The 18,322-nt window shown below is 46.3% G+C and carries 15 protein-coding genes; 7 read left to right on the top strand and 8 right to left on the bottom strand.

Translation table 11 applies throughout. The annotated features are described in order from the left end of the window. Positions 1–36: 36 nt before the first annotated feature. The 8 genes from coaE to J2W69_RS17775 form a co-directional block, all read right to left on the bottom strand. On the bottom strand, positions 37–660 hold the full coding sequence (gene coaE / locus J2W69_RS17810; protein ID WP_310281001.1) for a dephospho-CoA kinase: 624 nt from the start codon (positions 658–660) through the stop codon (positions 37–39). Positions 661–676: 16 nt separating this feature from the next. After that, positions 677–1,558 (bottom strand): prepilin peptidase, encoded by an 882-nt coding sequence (locus J2W69_RS17805; RefSeq protein WP_310280999.1) that lies wholly within the window; start codon positions 1,556–1,558, stop codon positions 677–679. Continuing rightward, entirely contained in the window at positions 1,558–2,778 is a 1,221-nt protein-coding gene (locus J2W69_RS17800; RefSeq protein WP_310280996.1) for a type II secretion system F family protein, read from the bottom strand. Before J2W69_RS17800 ends, J2W69_RS17805 begins: the two co-directional genes overlap by 1 nt. A gap of 4 nt (positions 2,779–2,782) precedes the next feature. Beyond that, complete coding sequence (gene pilB, locus J2W69_RS17795; protein ID WP_310280994.1) at positions 2,783–4,504, bottom strand: type IV-A pilus assembly ATPase PilB; 1,722 nt, start codon at positions 4,502–4,504, stop codon at positions 2,783–2,785. 96 nt (positions 4,505–4,600) lie between these two features. After that, positions 4,601–4,975, bottom strand: coding sequence for a pilin (locus tag J2W69_RS17790; protein WP_310280992.1), 375 nt, complete (start codon positions 4,973–4,975; stop codon positions 4,601–4,603). Positions 4,976–5,169: 194 nt separating this feature from the next. Next, a complete protein-coding gene (locus J2W69_RS17785; RefSeq protein WP_310280991.1) occupies positions 5,170–5,832 on the bottom strand; it encodes a cold shock and DUF1294 domain-containing protein in 663 nt (220 codons plus the stop codon). Positions 5,833–5,948: 116 nt separating this feature from the next. Continuing rightward, the gene (gene nadC / locus J2W69_RS17780) at positions 5,949–6,818 is read right to left on the bottom strand and encodes a carboxylating nicotinate-nucleotide diphosphorylase (protein ID WP_310280989.1); all 870 of its coding nucleotides are present in this window, start codon (positions 6,816–6,818) and stop codon (positions 5,949–5,951) included. Between the two features lie 48 nt (positions 6,819–6,866). Then, a complete protein-coding gene (locus J2W69_RS17775; RefSeq protein ID WP_310280987.1) occupies positions 6,867–7,385 on the bottom strand; it encodes a retropepsin-like aspartic protease family protein in 519 nt (172 codons plus the stop codon). 77 nt (positions 7,386–7,462) lie between these two features. Here J2W69_RS17775 and ampD point away from each other — a divergent pair, with 77 nt between their 5' ends. The 7 genes from ampD (at position 7,463) to J2W69_RS17740 (ending at position 18,120) form a co-directional block, all read left to right on the top strand. Continuing rightward, positions 7,463–8,017, top strand: coding sequence for a 1,6-anhydro-N-acetylmuramyl-L-alanine amidase AmpD (gene ampD, locus J2W69_RS17770; RefSeq protein ID WP_310280984.1), 555 nt, complete (start codon positions 7,463–7,465; stop codon positions 8,015–8,017). Next, complete coding sequence (gene ampE / locus J2W69_RS17765) at positions 8,018–8,908, top strand: beta-lactamase regulator AmpE (protein ID WP_310280982.1); 891 nt, start codon at positions 8,018–8,020, stop codon at positions 8,906–8,908. Between the two features lie 274 nt (positions 8,909–9,182). Then, complete coding sequence (gene pdhR / locus J2W69_RS17760; protein WP_008899679.1) at positions 9,183–9,944, top strand: pyruvate dehydrogenase complex transcriptional repressor PdhR; 762 nt, start codon at positions 9,183–9,185, stop codon at positions 9,942–9,944. A 68-nt stretch (positions 9,945–10,012) separates the two neighbouring features. Next, complete coding sequence (aceE, locus tag J2W69_RS17755) at positions 10,013–12,679, top strand: pyruvate dehydrogenase (acetyl-transferring), homodimeric type (protein ID WP_310280979.1); 2,667 nt, start codon at positions 10,013–10,015, stop codon at positions 12,677–12,679. Positions 12,680–12,690: 11 nt separating this feature from the next. Beyond that, the gene (aceF, locus tag J2W69_RS17750; RefSeq protein ID WP_310280977.1) at positions 12,691–14,322 is read left to right on the top strand and encodes a pyruvate dehydrogenase complex dihydrolipoyllysine-residue acetyltransferase; all 1,632 of its coding nucleotides are present in this window, start codon (positions 12,691–12,693) and stop codon (positions 14,320–14,322) included. Positions 14,323–14,465: 143 nt separating this feature from the next. Then, entirely contained in the window at positions 14,466–15,878 is a 1,413-nt protein-coding gene (lpdA, locus tag J2W69_RS17745; protein WP_008899676.1) for a dihydrolipoyl dehydrogenase, read from the top strand. A gap of 151 nt (positions 15,879–16,029) precedes the next feature. Continuing rightward, positions 16,030–18,120, top strand: coding sequence for a M13 family metallopeptidase (locus J2W69_RS17740; protein ID WP_310280975.1), 2,091 nt, complete (start codon positions 16,030–16,032; stop codon positions 18,118–18,120). The last annotated feature ends 202 nt before the right edge of the window (positions 18,121–18,322 follow it).

Raw genomic sequence — 18,322 nt, 5'->3', positions numbered from 1 at the left:
CTGAAACATTTGTTAACAATGTTCATTACCATAAACCTAAGTAGAGCTTTTTGCTAGTTTTTCCTTGGCAAACTGCTGATAACGCTGGTGCAGCTGCTGTATTTGAGCTTGAAGTTGTGAAAGTGGCACTGTATTGAGCAGCACATCATCTGCACCCTGCAAACGTTCAGGCCGTGAAAGCTGACTGTTCAGTATGTTTTGTACTTGTTCTGCCGGCACTCCATCCCTTTGTATAGTGCGGCTAAGTTGCAGTTCTGGGGGAACATCCACTACCAGTACTCTGTCGGTATAAGTTTGTAGTTTGTTTTCCAGCAGCAAAGGGGCAATCAGCAAGGCATAACCTGATGTACAGTCTGCTAACTGCTGCAGCAAACGCTGACGGATCAAAGGATGCAATAACTGATTCAGCCACTGCTTTTTTGTTTCATCGGCAAAAATCCGTGCTCTGAGCGCAGCGCGATCCAATTGACCATCCTGTTGCAGAATACCGTGGCCAAAATGCTCAGTGATAGCAACCAGAGCTGTCTCTCCCGGCATCACCACATCGCGTGCCACTAAATCGGCATCCACGCTCTGTACACCCAGATCATGAAATAAATTGGCGACTGTGGTTTTACCGCTGCCTATGCCGCCGGTCAGGCCTACTATATATCCAGACATGTTAAAGACCCATTCTTTACAGGCCCATGGTACCCAGATACCAGGCGGTAATATCTTTACCCCATAAAATAGCTATCCAGCCTGCAGCTGCTATATATGGGCCAAATGGAATAGGGGTGGCTTTGCCTTTGCCCTGAATAAGCAACATCAATGAACCCAAAACAGCACCTACTACAGAGGACAACAAAATAATCAGTGGCAATAATTGCCAGCCAAGCAGGGCACCAAAAATGGCCAGCAGTTTAAAATCGCCATAACCCATGCCTTCTTTACCCGTGACCAGCTTAAATAACCAGAACACAGACCATAAACTTAAGTAGCCGGCAGCAGCACCAATCAGCGAGTCTGTAGGGGAGACAGTAAAACCAGTGACACTAAGCAATAAAGCAAACCAGAGCAGTGGCTGAGTGAGTTGATCCGGCAGCAGCATTTTGTCGATGTCGATAAAAGACAAAGCAATCAGCAACCAGGTCACCAGCAAATAAATCAGAGTTTGTTCTGTCACACCAAAATGCATAGCAACCAGCAAAGACAACAGAGCTGTGAAAGCTTCAATCGCCGGATAACGCGCGCTGATAGGGGCTTTGCAGTAACGGCATTTGGCTTTGAGTACCAGCCAGCTCAACAACGGGATGTTGTCCAAAGCGGACAGCTGATGCTGGCATTTAGGGCAATGCGAATGAGGCAAAGCCAGATTAAATCGGGCTGGTGTTTGCTCTGCGTTTTGATTGAAATACTGTTGGTAGTCTTGTTGCCAGGCCAGTTCCATCATTTTTGGTAAACGATAAATCACCACATTCAGAAAACTGCCTACAGCCAGACTAAACAACACTACAACTACATAAAAGGTCACAGCTGATTGTTCAAACACCTGCACCAAAGGAGAAAAAAAATCCATTACACAATACTGCCCAGTTGGAAGATCGGAAGATACATCGCGATAATAAGTCCGCCTATTAAGACACCTAACACCGCCATAATCAAGGGCTCAAGCAAGGCGGTTAAACCATCGACTGCATCGTCTACTTCCTGCTCATAAATTGAAGCAACTTTAGCCAGCATACTGTCCAAAGCACCAGACTCTTCGCCTATCGACACCATTTGATTTACCATCTCAGGAAAACAGCCGGTATTTTTCATTGCCAGATGCATCTGATTACCAGCCGCTACTTCTTCCCGTACCGACAAAATAGCTGCCCTGTATTTCTCGTTGCCCGCAGCGCCAGCTGCCGATTCCAGAGCTTCAATCAAAGGCACCCCAGCGGCAAAAGTGGTGGATAAAGTGCGGGCGTACCGTGCAACTGCGGCCTTATTTAAAATCATGCCCATAATGGGCATTTTTAAAATGGCATGGTCGGCTGCTACTTTGAAGCTCTGACTGGTTTTATAGGATTTAGAAAAGATAAAAACTGCGCCCACTATAGCGCCCAGCACTATGTACCAGTAACTTTGCATAAACTCCGAAATACCTAATACAAACAAAGTAAAAGCCGGTAATTCAGCGCCCATGCTGCCAAAGATTTCCGCAAACTGCGGCACGACAAAAATTAACAAAATAGAAGTCACTATACCAGCCACCACAATAACGGCTATAGGATAAAACATGGCTTTTTTGATTTTGGATTTCAGCGCTTCGGCTTTTTCTTTGTAAATGGCGATGCGGTCAAAAATTCTGTCTAAAGCACCGGATTGTTCGCCGGACTTCACTAAATCGCAGTACAGCTCATCAAAATGATCTTTGTGTTCACGCAGCACTTCGGATAAAGGCGTACCCCCTTGTACTTTAACGGAAATTTTTGCCATCAACTGACGCAGAGTTTCATTAGTGGCACCGCTGGCAATCAGGTCAATACTTTGCACCAAAGGCACACCTGCACCTAACATAGTGGCGATTTGCCGGGTCACTACTGAAATATCGGAAGACTTGATGCCGGGCTGAGCAAAAGAAAGGGGTTTGCTTTTTTTCTTTACTGACGAAGGGGTAAAACCTTGCTGACGCAACAAAGCTTTGGCTTCAGCCACTGAGCCAGCTCTGATTTCACCATTGCTGGTTTTGCCTCTTCTGTTGATGCCTTTCCACAAAAAGATATCGAGTTGCTTTACTTTTACTTCGGCCATGATTCTAATCCTTGCTTGCACTGTGATCTGTGGCGTTGGTCACCCGATTCACTTCAGCCAGGCTGGTGAGCCCTGCGGCTGCTTTTTTTAGCGCGGACTGGCGTAAGTTTGGAAACCCCTCAGTTTGAGCCTGGGCTGCAATATCCAGCGAATTAGCGCCTGCCATAATTTTAGCGGCAATTTGACCTGTAATAGGCATAACTTCATAAATACCCAAACGACCTTTGTATCCGCCGGTGCAATGGTCACAACCCACAGGTTTAAATAGCTTTAATTGGCTGAGCTGAGTGGCTGAAAAACCTTGTTTTAATGCTTCCTGTTCTGGAATTTGTTCAGCGGCTTTACAATGATTGCACAAGCGCCGGGCCAGACGCTGGGCAATAATAAGCGTGACTGAACTGGCGACGTTATAAGCGGGTACTCCCATATTCAGTAAACGGGTGAGGGTCTCAGGGGCTGAGTTGGTGTGTAAGGTGCTGAGCACTAAATGACCTGTCTGGGCTGCTTTAATGGCGATTTCGGCCGTTTCTAAATCACGGATTTCGCCGACCATAATCACATCAGGGTCCTGACGTAAAAAAGCCTTTAGGGCTGAAGGGAAGGTCAGGCCTGCTCTTGGATTTACTTGCACCTGATTAATGCCGGGCAAGTTAATTTCGACCGGATCTTCAGCTGTGGAAATATTAGTTTCTTCGGTATTGAGAATATTCAAGCCTGTATACAGAGACACGGTTTTACCTGAACCTGTCGGGCCTGTGACTAAAATCATGCCTTGTGGCTGAGACAAGGCATTCAGATACAGCTGCTTTTGTTCAGCTTCATAGCCCAGAATATCAATACCCAGCATGGCACTGTCGGAGTCGAGGATCCGCATCACTACTTTTTCGCCCCACAAAGTAGGCAAAGTACTGACCCGAAAGTCGATCGACTTTTTCTGCGACAGTTTAAGTTTAATACGGCCATCCTGAGGCACACGTTTTTCCGCAATATCCAGACGCGACATCACTTTTAAACGGGCCGACAAACGCGTTGACAAAGCCACAGGGGGCGATGCCACTTCATGCAAAATGCCGTCGATGCGAAAGCGGATACGGTAGCTTTTTTCATAAGGTTCAAAATGCAGATCGGAAGCACCTTTACGAATAGCGTCGTGTAACATTTTGTTGATGAAGGAAATAATGGGCTGATCTTCACTGTCAGACCCCACGGTTTTGATGTCTTCTTCTTCACCACCAGCCAAGCCCATTTTGGCTAAATCCCATTGGGTGTCGGTAAAACTGTCGGTGGCTGTGGTATCAAACAACTTGTCGATGGCTTTGTGCAGCTTGTCGAACTCGACCACTATCATTTCGGCATTCAGGCCAGTATTAAATTCAAAGTCTTCCACTGACGTCATATCAGTAGGGTCGACCACAGCCAGAAATAAGGTTTTGTGCCTTTTGCTCAGTGGCAGAATATGGTGCTTACGGATCAGTTTTTCGTTACGTAACTGTTCCGGAATGGCATTGATATCAAAAAAATCTAAATCCAGCGAGCTGTGCAGGGTAAAAGAAGCGGCAGCTTCCGCCAGTAGTTTCGACTGGATCAGCTTTTCACCAATCAGCAAGTCAGCAATGGTCTGATACTGATGACTTTTTTCCTGCAGCAATTTAGAACAGTGCTGAGGGTCAACTAAATTAGCTTGCTGTAAACGTTTTAATAATATCGAGTTTGGGTTTAATGCCATACAGATTCCCGGTGCTGGATCTTGGCCTCTCTGGTCTTGCTTTATTCTGAGAAAAACGGCCCTGAACGGGCCGTTTATGATGCGAGAGACTAAAAACTAAATACCACAACCTTTAATTGGAACTGCGCCAGAACCTGTTAAGGCACAAGCCCAGGTAATATTCTGCCCCGCTTGCGCTGGTGCTGTTGGGGTCATAGTGGCGGTGATACCATCATAAGTCAGAGCCAAAACGCCTAATCCAGTGCAGTTTGGAATAGCTACGTTTGCTGAGTCAGTACAACCCAAAACCCCTGAGGTGGCAAAAGCTTCGGCGACTTTAATTTTTTGACCACCTAATGAAGCGACGGCATTCGAGCCACGGGCTTTGGCCGTGTAATCCTGATAAGCAGGTAAAGCAATGGCCGCTAATATACCGATGATCGCAACAACTATCATTAATTCAATAAGGGTAAAACCTTGATTACGTTTCATGGAACTTCTCCTGATTGGTTTGCCCACTGTTGGGGCTACTTAATTCTGGTTAATATTTGTTATTAAGCAAGCTTTGCTCTGATGTTTAATTTCAGTTGCAAACAGAGCGGATATAAAAAGTGAAATATAGGTTAAATAGCTGATTTTTAAAGACTGTTTATCTTTGCCTTGCTGCAGCGCTGAAGCTGTAGTGTTCAGAACAGCGCTACTTTGTGTAAAAACGCTGTGCCTGATTCAGATAATAGCCACAGTAAAAAACAACTATTGCCATAAATAACAAAACGAAACTCTCGCTGAAAAGGCGCCTTATGTACTTTATGATGCAAACGTTTTTGCGCCAGCCAGGCACCGGGCCAACCACCAATTAAACTAAACATCTGTAAACTTTCTTCAGGTAAACGGCTTTGTTGCCCGCTGCTCGCCAGTTTTTTATCAATTTGATAAAGCCAATAGGTAAACAAACTGGCTTCGAGATAAAACAGCGGCACGGTAAAAGCAAAAGAGCCAGCCAGCAAAGACAGTAACAACAAAACAAAAAACAAATAACGGAAACACCAGGCCTGATGTTGGATCTGATAAATAGCAGGCCCTTTAGGACTGATAGTTTTTGTGGATGGAGTGAGCAAGATAGTGTTGGCTGTCGCCAGTTGCAAAGCCAGAGCATAAGGACGATTTTGTTTATCCAGCCCCAATTGAAAACAGAGTAGATCGCCTCGTTGTGGCCTGTGTTGGGGAGTTGCCTCAAAATCACGGATATGGAAAAACAGCCGTTCACCAGAGTCTGTGGCAATAAAACCAAAACCTTTATCATCACGCCAGTAACAGACAGTGCCTTGCAATAATTGACCAGGATTCATAAGGATCACAGCGTTGCGGGAACACTGATTAAAGTGTATCAGCCTTTTATCACTTTGCTGTTTACTGCGACGAATGGCAGAAGGTTACGCCAAAAAGCGTAACCTCAGAGCAGGTGTCAGATACTGCGTAAACGCATAGATAAATCAATAGCCTGCAGATTTTTTGTTAAAGCACCGCTGGATATATAATCCACGCCAGTGCTGCTTAAAGAACGTAAAGCTTCAGCAGTAATATTACCTGACACTTCCAGTTTGGCCTGACCTTTGTTCATACTGACGGCTTGCTGGATATCGGCAATATGGAAGTTGTCGAGCATCACAATGTCAGCACCAGCTTTAAGGGCTTGCTCAAATTCAATTAAGTCTTCTACTTCTACTTCAACAGGTTTTCCCGGGAAGTTTTGCCGTGCAATGCTGACGGCATTGTCGATAGAGCCCGCAGCTGCAATATGATTTTCTTTAATTAAAAACGCATCATATAAACCCAGACGGTGGTTTTTACCACCGCCACAAGCCACAGCGTATTTTTGTGCTAAACGCATACCAGGCAAAGTTTTACGGGTATCGAGTAAGCGGGTGGGGCTGCCTTCAAGTAAAGCAACGTACTGAGCTGTGGTGGTGGCAGTGCCGCTTAAACTCTGAATAAAGTTTAAAGCGGTACGCTCGCCTGTTAACAAAATGCGGGCAGGGCCAGTCAGCTCACATAACATGGAGTTGGCTGCTACTTTGTCACCATCAGCGACAAACCATTCGACCTGCACCTCTTTGGATAACTGACGGAATACTTCTGTCAGCCAGGCACTGCCACAAAACACACAGTCTTCGCGGCTGATAATAGTGGCTTTGGCTTGTTGGGTCGCAGGGATCAGGGAGGCGGTAATATCGCCTTGCTCCAGTGGTAAATGGCCTAAATCCTCAGCCAGAGCCTGACGAACAGTCAGTTCAATATCCCGTTGCAAATCAATAAGGTAAGGGACGTTAATCATCTGTATTTATAATTCCGATAAATAACAGGCTCTGTGGCCCATTAAAAGTTAGCGTTGGATTAGCTTCAGCTCGTCCTGTTGTTGGCTGAATTCTAATTGTTTTAATGCACTCATGCCTAACAAAATATCTGTGCCATGCAAGCCAGGGGTAATACTGGCGCGTATTTCTGTCAGCACAATATCACCCAGTTGCAGGCTGTTCAGTCTGCTGTCGTATGCAGCAGCAGGCCCATTGGCTGTACTGACCTGATAACGCTGGCCTCTGGGCATGCCTAATTTGAGTGCGGCCTGCTCAGATACGGCTACTACAGTAGCGCCTGTATCAAGCATAAATTCCATAGGCACACCATTAAACAAAGCTGTACCGACGTAATGCCCTGCTTTGTTGCGCTTTAATATGGTGACTTTTTCACCACTGCTGCCGATCTGACTTTGCAGCTGCTGATTCGGATTTATTTGTAACGAAATCTGATCTTCAAAAAACCAATACAGCAGGGCAAGCAACAGCAGCCAACTGATCCAGCTAAATAACCGACCTAATTTAGTTGTATTGTCAGGTGCTTGCATTCCAAAGTCTCAGGGTTGACAATAAAGGCTCCAGCTTAACCGAGCATGAAGCGTTTTTGCAAAACGGGATTGACACTGTGACGTTAAATCAACTGCAAGTTCCGCTTGAACTTGAACAGCGTGCCAGTCCACATTGGAACAGGCGACCACAAGAGAGTGATATCAGCTTGTTGGTGATCCATTGCATCAGCTTACCTGCAGGTCAGTTTGGTACCAGTTACATTGATGATTTGTTTATGGGTGTTTTGGACACCAGCGTCGATCAGAGTTTTACTGATTTAACAGGAGTGCAGGTATCCGCTCATTGTGTTATTTTCAGGAACGGCTTGGTCCGGCAGTATGTGCCTTTTCACTACAGAGCCTGGCATGCTGGGGTATCTGAATTTGACGGACGACAAAACTGTAACGATTTTTCGATAGGAATAGAATTAGAAGGCACTGAGCATCAGCCTTATACCGATGCGCAGTACCAAAGTCTGGTGCTGTTAACCAGACAACTGATGCAAGACTTTCCTGCTATTAGCCTGGATCGTATTGTGGGACATCAGCAGATTGCACCGGGTCGGAAAACCGATCCTGGCCCGTCGTTTGACTGGAACCGTTATCAATCTGCGTTAAAGGAGAATGGATAAATGACCTTGATCAGTATGCTTATCGCCTTAATTATTGAACGGCTGGCGGTTCGCAGTGAGGCCTGGCAGTTTTCGTTTTATGCCAAAAAGTACCTGTCTCTAAGTCAGAGTTCAGGCTTGTCTAAACTGTCAGATGACAGCAAAGGTCAGTACCTTTGGTTAATCTTACCCGGCATCTTGTATGCCCTGCTGCTGTGGTTGATTGGCAGCAGCCTGGTGACTTTAGTGCTGAACACTCTTGTGCTGCTGGTGTGTATTGGTTGCTGGCACTACCGTCAACTCTACAAACAGTATTTAAATGCCAGCGAAAGAGCAGATAACGAAGCCGCTTTTTTAACTATGCAGCAATTAAGCAAGGACGCAGGTTTAACAGACCCTGAGCTGAGTTATGGTCAACGTCTGGTCTGGCTGAACTTTCGTTATTATGCCGCCGTATTGTTCTGGTTCGCACTTTTAGGTGGGGCTGGCGCTATTACTTACGCCTTGTTACGCCAACTGAACGAGCCTGGCAGCTGGGATAAACCAGTGAAACTGGCAGAAACTGAAGATGCAGAAACAGCCGAATTTGTCGAAGCAACCCCTGATATTCCTGCTGCATTCCAGCAAGTGATGTTCTGGGCCGACTGGGTACCAGCCCGTTTATTTGGCGTAGGTTTAGCTTTGGTTGGGCATTTCTCCCGCGCTTCCGCTGCGCTGCTGGCGTTTTTAGGAGATTTCAGTACGCCGTCCACTACTGTGATTACCAGTGTGGCCAAAGCGGCTGAACCTTTGCCTGATGATGCGTACAACTGCGCTGAAGAAACCGCCTGCATGGTACAGTTAGCCAAACGTAATGTACTGTTTTTCCTTGCTTTAGTCGCAGTGCTGACCTTGTCAGGCTGGCTGGGTTAAGCTTAATTCGGGTCAGGGTAAAGTTAAGCCTTTGCTCTGCCCCCAGTTCTTTTTATTGGTCAGACCAATTTTCTTGCCGCATTTTACCCTCTGTTTTTCTGAGCTTTTACTCTAATTATTTACCCGCTTTGGTCGCATAATTCCGCAGTTTAATTTACAGTTTGACTCCTTTCTGCTAAGTTATGCCGCATTAAATTGAATTGGTAAGACCAATTTACAAGTGATCAACTTAAAATAGCCAAACAATAACCATAGAATTAAAACCAAGGTGGCAATGTCCAGTCTGAGAATCAAACCTGCCAAATTGTCCGATCAAATAGTCCAGCAACTGGAACATATGCTGCTGGAGGGGACTTTTACGCCCGGACAAAAGTTACCGCCTGAACGTGAACTTGCGCTGCAGTTTGATGTCTCCCGTCCATCCTTACGTGAAGCTATTCAGAAACTCGAAGCCAAAGGTTTGGTCAATCGCCGTCAGGGTGGTGGCACTTATGTCTGCGAAAATCTGGCGGTTGGACTGACAGATCCGTTGTTTGCTCTGATTGGTCGTCACCCGGAGTCGCAATTTGATTTACTGGAGTTTCGTCACGCTTTGGAAGGCATTTGTGCTTATTACGCTGCACTTCGTGGCACACAAGCTGACTATGATTTGATTAAACAACGGTATGAAGAAATTTGTGCTGCCCAGCAGCAACAGGATTTAGACGCTGAAGCGCGGTCAGTTGGCCAGTTTTATTCGGCGGTTGCAGAGGCATCGCATAATGTGGTGCTTTTGCATTTGGTGCGCGGCTTAACGCCGCTGGTAGAGCAAAACATCAAGTTAAACCTTGAAGTTTTGCAGGAAAAAGAAGGCATAGTGAGCCAGCTGAATTCGCACAGGCATTGTCTGATGCAAGCGGTGATCAATGGCGAGCCGGAGCAAGCCCGGCAAGCCAGCAACAGCCATTTAGCCTTTATCGAAGAGGCATTGCTGGAAGCTGACCGGGAGCGCTCACGCATTGAACGCTCGCTCAGACGTTCACAACAGAGCGAATGAGCGTAAGCATACTTTTTAACTGTTAATGTTCCGCTCTCTGGCGTGGAACTGATTAAGGAAACTTTGATATGTCTGAAGTCAATAAGACTGACATCGACGCGCTCGAAACCAAAGAATGGTTAGAGGCTCTTGAATCTGTAGTTCGCACCGAAGGTGTAGAGCGCGCTCAGTTCCTGTTAGAACAAGTGCTGGAACAGGCTCGTCTGGAAGGCGTGGATATGCCAACAGGCATCACCACCAATTACATCAATACCATACCGCCACAGCAGGAACCTGCGTATCCTGGTGATGTAAATCTGGAAAAACGTATCCGTTCAGTGATCCGCTGGAACGCTATTATGATAGTTCTGCGCGCTTCGAAAAAAGAGCTGGATTTAGGTGGTCACATGGCCTCTTACCAGTCTTCCGCTGCGTTTTACGAAACCTGTTTTAACCATTTTTTCCGTGCGCCTAATGAAAAAGACGGCGGCGATTTGGTGTATTACCAGGGCCATATTTCTCCGGGTATCTACGCCCGTGCTTTTGTCGAAGGCCGTTTAACTGCTGATCAACTGGACAACTTCCGTCAGGAAGTCGGTGGCGAAGGTTTATCTTCTTACCCACACCCTAAATTAATGCCTGAATTCTGGCAGTTCCCTACTGTTTCTATGGGCTTAGGCCCTATCACTTCTATCTATCAGGCGCGTTTCCTGAAGTATTTAGATGGTCGTGGTATGAAAGATACCAGCCAGCAACGTGTCTATGCTTTCTTAGGTGACGGCGAGATGGACGAGCCGGAAAGCCGTGGTTCTTTATCTTTTGCTGCCCGTGAAAAGCTGGATAACTTATGTTTCCTGGTGAACTGTAACCTGCAACGTTTAGATGGTCCTGTGATGGGCAATGGTAAAATCATCCAGGAACTGGAAGGTTTATTCCGTGGCGCCGGCTGGAACGTGATTAAAGTGGTATGGGGCAGTGGCTGGGACAAGCTGCTGGCGAAAGACACCACAGGCAAGTTACTGCAGTTGATGAACGAAACAGTAGACGGTGACTACCAGACGTATAAAGCCAAAGACGGTGCTTATGTGCGTCAGCATTTCTTCGGACGTTACCCTGAAACTGCAGCTTTAGTGGCTGATATGACAGACGAAGAAATCTTCGCATTAAAACGTGGTGGTCATGAGCCGTCCAAGTTATATGCTGCCTTTAAAGCCGCTCAGGAAACCAAAGGTCGCCCAACTGTGATCCTGGCCAAAACCATCAAAGGTTATGGCATGGGTGAAGCGGCTGAAGGCAAAAACATTGCGCACCAGGTTAAGAAAATGGATATGACCCATGTGCTGCAAATTCGTAAGCGTTTGAATCTGCAAGATTACATCAGCGAAGAAGATGTACAGGCTTTGCCTTATATCCAGTTGCCTGAAGGTTCACCTGAGCATCAGTATCTGCATGCCCGTCGTAACGCCTTAAATGGTTATACGCCAGTGCGTTTACCTAATTTCACTAAGGCTTTAACTCTGCCAGAACTGAATGTTTTTGAGCCTCTTCTGGAAGAGCAAAAACGTGAAATTTCGACCACTATGGCCTTTGTGCGTTCACTGAACGTCTTGCTGAAAGATCCAAATATCGGCCAGCAAATTGTGCCTATTATTGCTGACGAAGCCCGTACTTTTGGTATGGAAGGTTTATTCCGTCAGATTGGTATTTATAACCCTCGTGGCCAGACCTACACGCCGGAAGATCGCGCAGTAGTGTCTTACTACAAAGAAGAAACTTCAGGTCAGGTATTGCAGGAAGGCATTAACGAGCTGGGCGCTATGGCGTCATGGGTCGCAGCTGCTACTTCATACAGCACCAACGATCTGCCGATGATCCCGTTTTATATTTACTACTCCATGTTTGGTTTCCAACGCGTGGGCGATATGGCCTGGTTGGCTGGTGATCAGCAAGCCCGTGGTTTCCTGTTAGGCGCTACTGCCGGCCGTACTACCTTAAACGGTGAAGGCTTACAGCACGAAGATGGTCACAGTCATATTCTGGCGGGCACAGTACCAAACTGTATTTCCTATGACCCAACTTACTCTTACGAGCTGGCGGTGATTATTCAGGACGGTATCCGTCGTATGTACGGTGCTGAACAGGAAAACATTTACTACTACATCACAGTGATGAACGAAAACTACCATCACCCTGCTATGCCTGCAGGTGCTGAAGAAGGTATTCGTCGTGGTATCTATAAACTGGAAAGCCATGTCGGTGAAAAAGCCAAAGTTCAGCTGTTAGGCAGCGGCACTATCATGAACGAAGTGCGTAAAGCGGCTGAAATTTTAAGTGAAGACTATGGTGTGGGCTCAGACGTTTATTCTGTGACTTCATTTAACGAGCTGGCACGTGACGGTCAGGATTGTGAGCGTTTCAACATGCTGCATCCTATGGCTGAAGAGAAAGTGCCTTATATTGCTCAGGTGTTAGGCACAGCTCCTGCTATTGCAGCGACCGATTACATTAAAAACTATGCCGATCAGGTGCGTTCATTTATGCCTTCGGTATCTTATAAAGTCTTGGGTACAGATGGTTTTGGCCGTTCTGACAGCCGTGAAAACCTGCGTCGTCACTTTGAAGTGAACGCCGGTTATGTCGTGCTGGCGTCTTTACGTGAACTGGCTAAACGCGGTGAAATCGATAAGCAGTTAGTGGCAGATGCCATAGCCCGCTTTGGTATCGACACCAACAAAACTAACCCACTGTACGCATAAGAGGATTTGTCATGACGATTGAAATTCATGTGCCTGACATAGGTGCGGATGAAGTTGAAGTCACCGAAGTACTGGTGAAAGTGGGCGATAAAGTCACGCTGGACCAGTCTTTATTATCGGTAGAAGGCGACAAGGCATCAATGGAAGTACCAGCAGCGCAAGCTGGTACTGTCAAAGAAATTAAAGTCAAAGCCGGCGATAAAGTAAAAACCGGCTCGCTGATTATGGTTTTTGAAGCTGAAGGTGGCGCTGTTGCAGCGCCAGCCGCGGCGGCTCCTGCTCCAGTGGCTGCACCAGCTCCAGTTGCCGCAGCTCCTGCTGCACCTGCCGCTGCAGAGTTAAAAGAAGTTCAGGTCCCTGATATTGGTGGCGACGCCGTTGAAGTGACTGAAGTGATGGTGAAAGTAGGTGACATTGTTGCCGCTGATCAATCTCTGCTGTCGGTGGAAGGGGACAAAGCCTCAATGGAAGTGCCAGCACCATTTGCAGGTACTGTCAAAGAGATCAAAGTCAAAGTAGGCGACAAAGTACAAACAGGCTCTTCAGTTTTTGTATTTGAAGTGGCTGGAAGTGCTCCGGCAGCTGCAGCTCCTGCGGTAGCCGCTCCGGCCGCTGTTACTGCGCCAGCTCCTGTCGCTGCTCCGGCGCCTGTTGCGTCAGCTCCTGCTGCAACATCCTCTGCACCTGCAAGCGAATTTACTGAGAATCAGGCTTATGCTCATGCTTCTCCTGTGGTTCGTCGTTTAGCCCGTGAGTTTGGCGTTGATTTAAGCAAAGTCACAGGCACAGCCCGTAAAGGCCGTGTACAGCGCGAAGACGTGCAAAATTATGTGAAAAACATTATTGCTCAGGTGGCGTCTGGCAAAGGCAACGTCACCAGCAGTAGCAACAGTGTGGGTTTTGATTTAATCCCCTGGCCAAAAGTTGATTTCAGCAAGTTTGGCGCTGTGGAAGAAAAAGCGTTGTCACGTATTCAGAAGTTATCCGGTGCAAATTTACACCGCAACTGGGTACGGATTCCGCATGTCACTCAGTTTGATGAAGCTGATATCACGACTTTGGAAGAGTTCCGCAAAGAGCAAAACGCGCTGGCTGATAAAAAGAAAATGGGCGTTAAATACACTCCATTGGTCTTTATTATGAAAGCTGTGGCTAAAGCTATGGAAGAGTTCCCAACCTTTAACAGCTCGTTATCTGAAGATGGTGCCAGCCTGATTCTGAAAAAATATGTGCATTTAGGCATAGCGGTCGATACACCAAACGGTTTAGTGGTGCCTGTGGTACGTGATGTAAACAAAAAAGGCATTATCGAGTTATCCCGCGAACTGCAGGATATTTCGTTAAAAGCCCGTGAAGGTAAACTAACAGCTGCGGATATGCAGGGTGGCTGTTTTACCATCTCCAGTTTAGGCGGTATTGGTGGTACGGCTTTTACGCCTATAGTCAACGCGCCTGAAGTGGCTATTCTGGGTGTGTCAAAATCGGATATCAAACCTAAGTGGAATGGTAAAGAATTTGAACCACGCCTGATGGTGCCTTTATCTGTCTCTTACGACCACCGTGTGATTGATGGTGCTTTAGCAGCGCGTTTCACTGCTACTCTGGCATCTTATCTGGCCGATATCCGTCAGATCATTATGTAAGACGAAACACGACTGAAAGTTGTCCCATGTTCTGAAAAGTTACGGGACATCTTTCAGGTAGGGTGATAAAATTCCGTCACTTTATTTCCTGGCCGCCTGATTTTACAGGTGGCTATCTTAGCAAAAGATAAAAAGGTAAAACGATGAGCAACGAAATCAAAACTCAAGTTGTGGTGTTAGGCGCTGGCCCTGGTGGATATTCTGCAGCATTCCGCGCTGCCGACTTAGGTCTGGAAGTGACTTTAGTTGAAGCACGCAGCACACTTGGTGGTGTTTGTTTAAATGTTGGCTGTATCCCATCTAAAGCTTTATTACATGTAGCCAAAGTGATCGACGATGCTAAAGAAATGGCCTCTCACGGTGTAACTTTTGGCGCTCCACAAATCGATTTAGACAAAATCCGTGCCTGGAAAGACAAAGTAGTAGCTCAGCTAACTAACGGCTTAGCCGGTATGTCTAAAATGCGTAAAGTCAAAGTAGTGACTGGTTACGGCAAATTCACTGGCCCAAATACGCTGGTTGTCGGTGATACCACTATTACTTTTGAAAGCGCCATTATCGCTGCCGGTTCTGAGCCTGTAGCTCTGCCATTTATTCCAAAAGATGATGCCCGCGTCATCGACTCTACCGGCGCTCTGGAATTAAAAGACATTCCTGGCGAAATGCTGGTATTAGGTGGCGGTATCATTGGTTTAGAGATGGGTACTGTGTACCGTGCTTTAGGCTCTAAAGTTTCTGTCGTTGAATTTGCTGATCAGCTGGTTCCTGCTGCTGATACGGATCTGGTGAAGGTCTACACCAAATACAACAAAGACAACTTCAACATCATGCTGTCGACTAAAGTGACTGCAGTTGAAGCCAAAGCTGATGGTTTGTATGTCACTTTTGAAGGCAAAAACGCACCGGCAACACCAGTACGTTATGACAAAATTTTAGTCGCAGTGGGTCGTCGTCCAAATGGCTCTTTGTTAGATGCAGCTAAAGCTGGTGTGAACGTCGATGAGCGTGGTTTTATCAATGTAGATAAACAACTGCGTACTAACGTGCCTCATATCTACGCTATTGGTGACGTGATTGGTCAGCCAATGTTAGCGCATAAAGCTGTGCATGAAGGCCATGTGGCTGCTGAAGTCATTTCTGGTCTGAAACATTTCTTCGACCCACGTTGCATTCCTTCTGTCGCTTACACAGATCCGGAAATGGCATGGGTAGGTATCACTGAAAAAGAAGCCAAAGAAAAAGGTGTTGCTGTTGAAACCGCCACTTTCCCTTGGGCTGCTTCTGGCCGTGCTATAGCTTCAGCCCGTACTGAAGGCTTCACTAAGTTAATTTTCGACAAAGAAACGCACCGTATTTTAGGTGGCGCTATTGTGGGTATTAACGCTGGCGAAATGTTAGGTGAAATCTGCTTAGCAGTAGAAATGGGTGCAGACGCTGAAGACATAGCTCTGACTATCCATGCTCACCCAACCTTAAACGAATCTATTGGTTTAGCAGCTGAGATGTACGAAGGTTCTATCACTGACCTGCCAAATCCAAAAGCGAAGAAAAAATAAGCTGAGTCTTCACTAAGACGCACAACAAAAAACCGGCAACTGCTTCGCATTGCCGGTTTTTTCATATTTTGTTACAACTTCCATTAACAAAAAATGGCCTGCCGGAGTAGTATAGTGCGGTTATTTAACCCTTTTGGCAGGAACCCTTCGAATGAAAAAAATTACTCTGACCGCCTTAAGCGTGGCTATTGCGCTTGGTCTGGCGGCTTGTGGCAAAGCCCCTGAAACCACTACTACAGAAACGGCAAAACCAGCAGCAGAACAACAAACAACAGCAGCGGTAGCCGCTTTAGTTTCGGGTGTGGATAAAGAAAACTTTGATTCGACAGTACGTTTTCAGGATGACTTCTTTTTAGCGGTGAATGGCGGTTGGCTCAAAAAAACTGAAATTCCGGCAGACAAATCTTCTTATGGTTCTTTCCATATACTGGCGGATAACTCTCAGTTAGCTGTGAAAGCTATTATTGATGAAGTGGCCAGCCGCACAGATCTGGCACCAGGTTCAGATGGCCATAAGTTAGGCAGCTTCTACAACAGCTATATGAACGAAGCCAAACTGGAAGAATTAGGCTTAACAGCCCTGCAGCCTCAATTAGAGCTAATCCAGAGCTTAAAAGATAAAACCCAACTAGCCAGTACTTTTGCTTCACTGCAACGTGATGGGGTGACTATTCCGCTAAGCTGGTATGTCAATAACGACGCGAAAAAGTCCACTGAATACGCTGTGTATTTTGACCAGAGCGGCTTAGGTTTACCAGACCGTGACTATTACACCAAAGAAGACGAAGCCTCGAAAAAAATTCAGGCCGATTACCAGACCTACCTGCTGGATTTATTTACTTTAGCTAAGCATGCCGACCCTGCAGCTGCAGCACAACGTGTGTATGCACTGGAAACTGAACTGGCCAAAAATCAGTGGACTCGTGTTGAAAACCGTGACGCAGATAAAACCTATAACAAGGTATCTAATGCTGATTTAAGCAAAACCCTGGGTGACTTTAGCTGGAGCGATTTTGCCGCAGGTTCAAAACTTGCGAACGTCAATGAAGTTATTATCGGTCAGCCAGGCTACTTTGAAGCTTTAGGTAAACTTGTTGCAACCACTGATGTGCAAAGCTGGCAGGACTACCTGACCTTCCATACCATCAATTCCTTTGCTGACAAGCTGAATAAAGCTTTTGAAGACCGTCAGTTCCAGTTTTATTCAGCGACTTTACGTGGTATTAAAGAACAAAAACCACGCTGGAAAAAAGCAGTGGATGCCAGCGACGCTGTGCTGGGCGAATTAACCGGCAAGCTGTACGTAGAACGTCATTTTAAACCTGAAGCCAAACAACGCATGGAGTTGTTAGTTGCCAATTTGATCAGCGCTTATGAGCAGTCGATTAAAGAGTTGGATTGGATGTCGGAAGACACCAAAAAGGCCGCTTTGGTGAAGTTGAGTACTTTTGTGCCAAAAATTGGTTATCCAAATAAGTGGAAAGATTACTCTAATCTGGAGATCAAAGCCGATGACTTGTTGGGTAACTTTGTTCGTTCCACCCACTGGGGTTACGATCAGATGCTGGCCAAATTAGGCAAGCCAATCGACAAAGACGAATGGTATATGACACCTCAAACCGTCAATGCCTATTACAACCCCGTCAACAATGAAATCGTATTCCCTGCCGCTATTTTGCAACCGCCGTTTTTTAATATGGCAGCAGAAGATGCAGTGAACTATGGCGGCATAGGTGCTGTGATTGGTCACGAAATTGGGCATGGTTTTGACGATCAGGGCGCTAAATACGACGGTGATGGTAACTTACGCAACTGGTGGACAGAGCAGGATGAAACCAAGTTCCAGGCTTTAGGCAAAGCCTTAAGCGCTCAATACAGCAAATTTGAGCCTGTCACAGGTCACTTTGTAAACGGTGATTTGACCTTAGGTGAAAATATCGGTGATTTAGGTGGTTTAACTGTCGCAATGAAGGCTTATCAGTTATCGCTGCAAGGCAAAGAAGCGCCAGTGATGGATGGTTTCACCGGTGATCAGCGTGTGTTGTTAAGCTGGGCTCAGGTATGGCGTTCTCAATACCGTGAAGAAATGATGAAACAACAACTGGCAACAGGTCCTCATTCACCACCACATTACCGCGTCAACGGCATAGTGTCTAACCTGCCAGTGTTCTACACAGCTTTTGATGTGAAAGAAGGCGACAAGTTGTATATAGCGCCGGAAAATCGCGTGAAGATTTGGTAACTGTCAGACTAAATCTGAATAGTTAGATATCAGGGCCGCAATGCGGCCCTTGGTTTGAGAGTGTAAAATTTTCTGCATTACTCAGCGAAAATTCAGCTACGATCGGCGAGAGTGTAAAAAAATCTGTGTAAGTGGCATTCTACCTAACTCCTTGGAAGGGATAAAGAATGCCAATTACAGACCAATTACTGGATCAGCTGTT

Source organism: Rheinheimera soli (assembly GCF_031457405.1).
Classification (GTDB): Bacteria; Pseudomonadota; Gammaproteobacteria; order Enterobacterales; family Alteromonadaceae; genus Pararheinheimera; species Pararheinheimera soli_A.
Note: the sequence above shows the minus strand (reverse complement) of the source record. Positions and strands in the feature narration are given on the sequence as shown.

Bases quoted from the DNA above. Each gene is read 5' to 3' on its own strand.
- coaE (WP_310281001.1), bottom strand. From the start codon at position 660: ATGTCTGGATATATAGTAGGCCTGACCGGCGGCATAGGCAGCGGTAAA.
- J2W69_RS17805 (WP_310280999.1), bottom strand. From the start codon at position 1,558: ATGGATTTTTTTTCTCCTTTGGTGCAGGTGTTTGAACAATCAGCTGTG.
- J2W69_RS17800 (WP_310280996.1), bottom strand. From the start codon at position 2,778: ATGGCCGAAGTAAAAGTAAAGCAACTCGATATCTTTTTGTGGAAAGGC.
- pilB (WP_310280994.1), bottom strand. From the start codon at position 4,504: ATGGCATTAAACCCAAACTCGATATTATTAAAACGTTTACAGCAAGCT.
- J2W69_RS17790 (WP_310280992.1), bottom strand. From the start codon at position 4,975: ATGAAACGTAATCAAGGTTTTACCCTTATTGAATTAATGATAGTTGTT.
- J2W69_RS17785 (WP_310280991.1), bottom strand. From the start codon at position 5,832: ATGAATCCTGGTCAATTATTGCAAGGCACTGTCTGTTACTGGCGTGAT.
- nadC (WP_310280989.1), bottom strand. From the start codon at position 6,818: ATGATTAACGTCCCTTACCTTATTGATTTGCAACGGGATATTGAACTG.
- J2W69_RS17775 (WP_310280987.1), bottom strand. From the start codon at position 7,385: ATGCAAGCACCTGACAATACAACTAAATTAGGTCGGTTATTTAGCTGG.
- ampE (WP_310280982.1), top strand. From the start codon at position 8,018: ATGACCTTGATCAGTATGCTTATCGCCTTAATTATTGAACGGCTGGCG.
- pdhR (WP_008899679.1), top strand. From the start codon at position 9,183: ATGTCCAGTCTGAGAATCAAACCTGCCAAATTGTCCGATCAAATAGTC.
- aceE (WP_310280979.1), top strand. From the start codon at position 10,013: ATGTCTGAAGTCAATAAGACTGACATCGACGCGCTCGAAACCAAAGAA.
- aceF (WP_310280977.1), top strand. From the start codon at position 12,691: ATGACGATTGAAATTCATGTGCCTGACATAGGTGCGGATGAAGTTGAA.
- lpdA (WP_008899676.1), top strand. From the start codon at position 14,466: ATGAGCAACGAAATCAAAACTCAAGTTGTGGTGTTAGGCGCTGGCCCT.
- J2W69_RS17740 (WP_310280975.1), top strand. From the start codon at position 16,030: ATGAAAAAAATTACTCTGACCGCCTTAAGCGTGGCTATTGCGCTTGGT.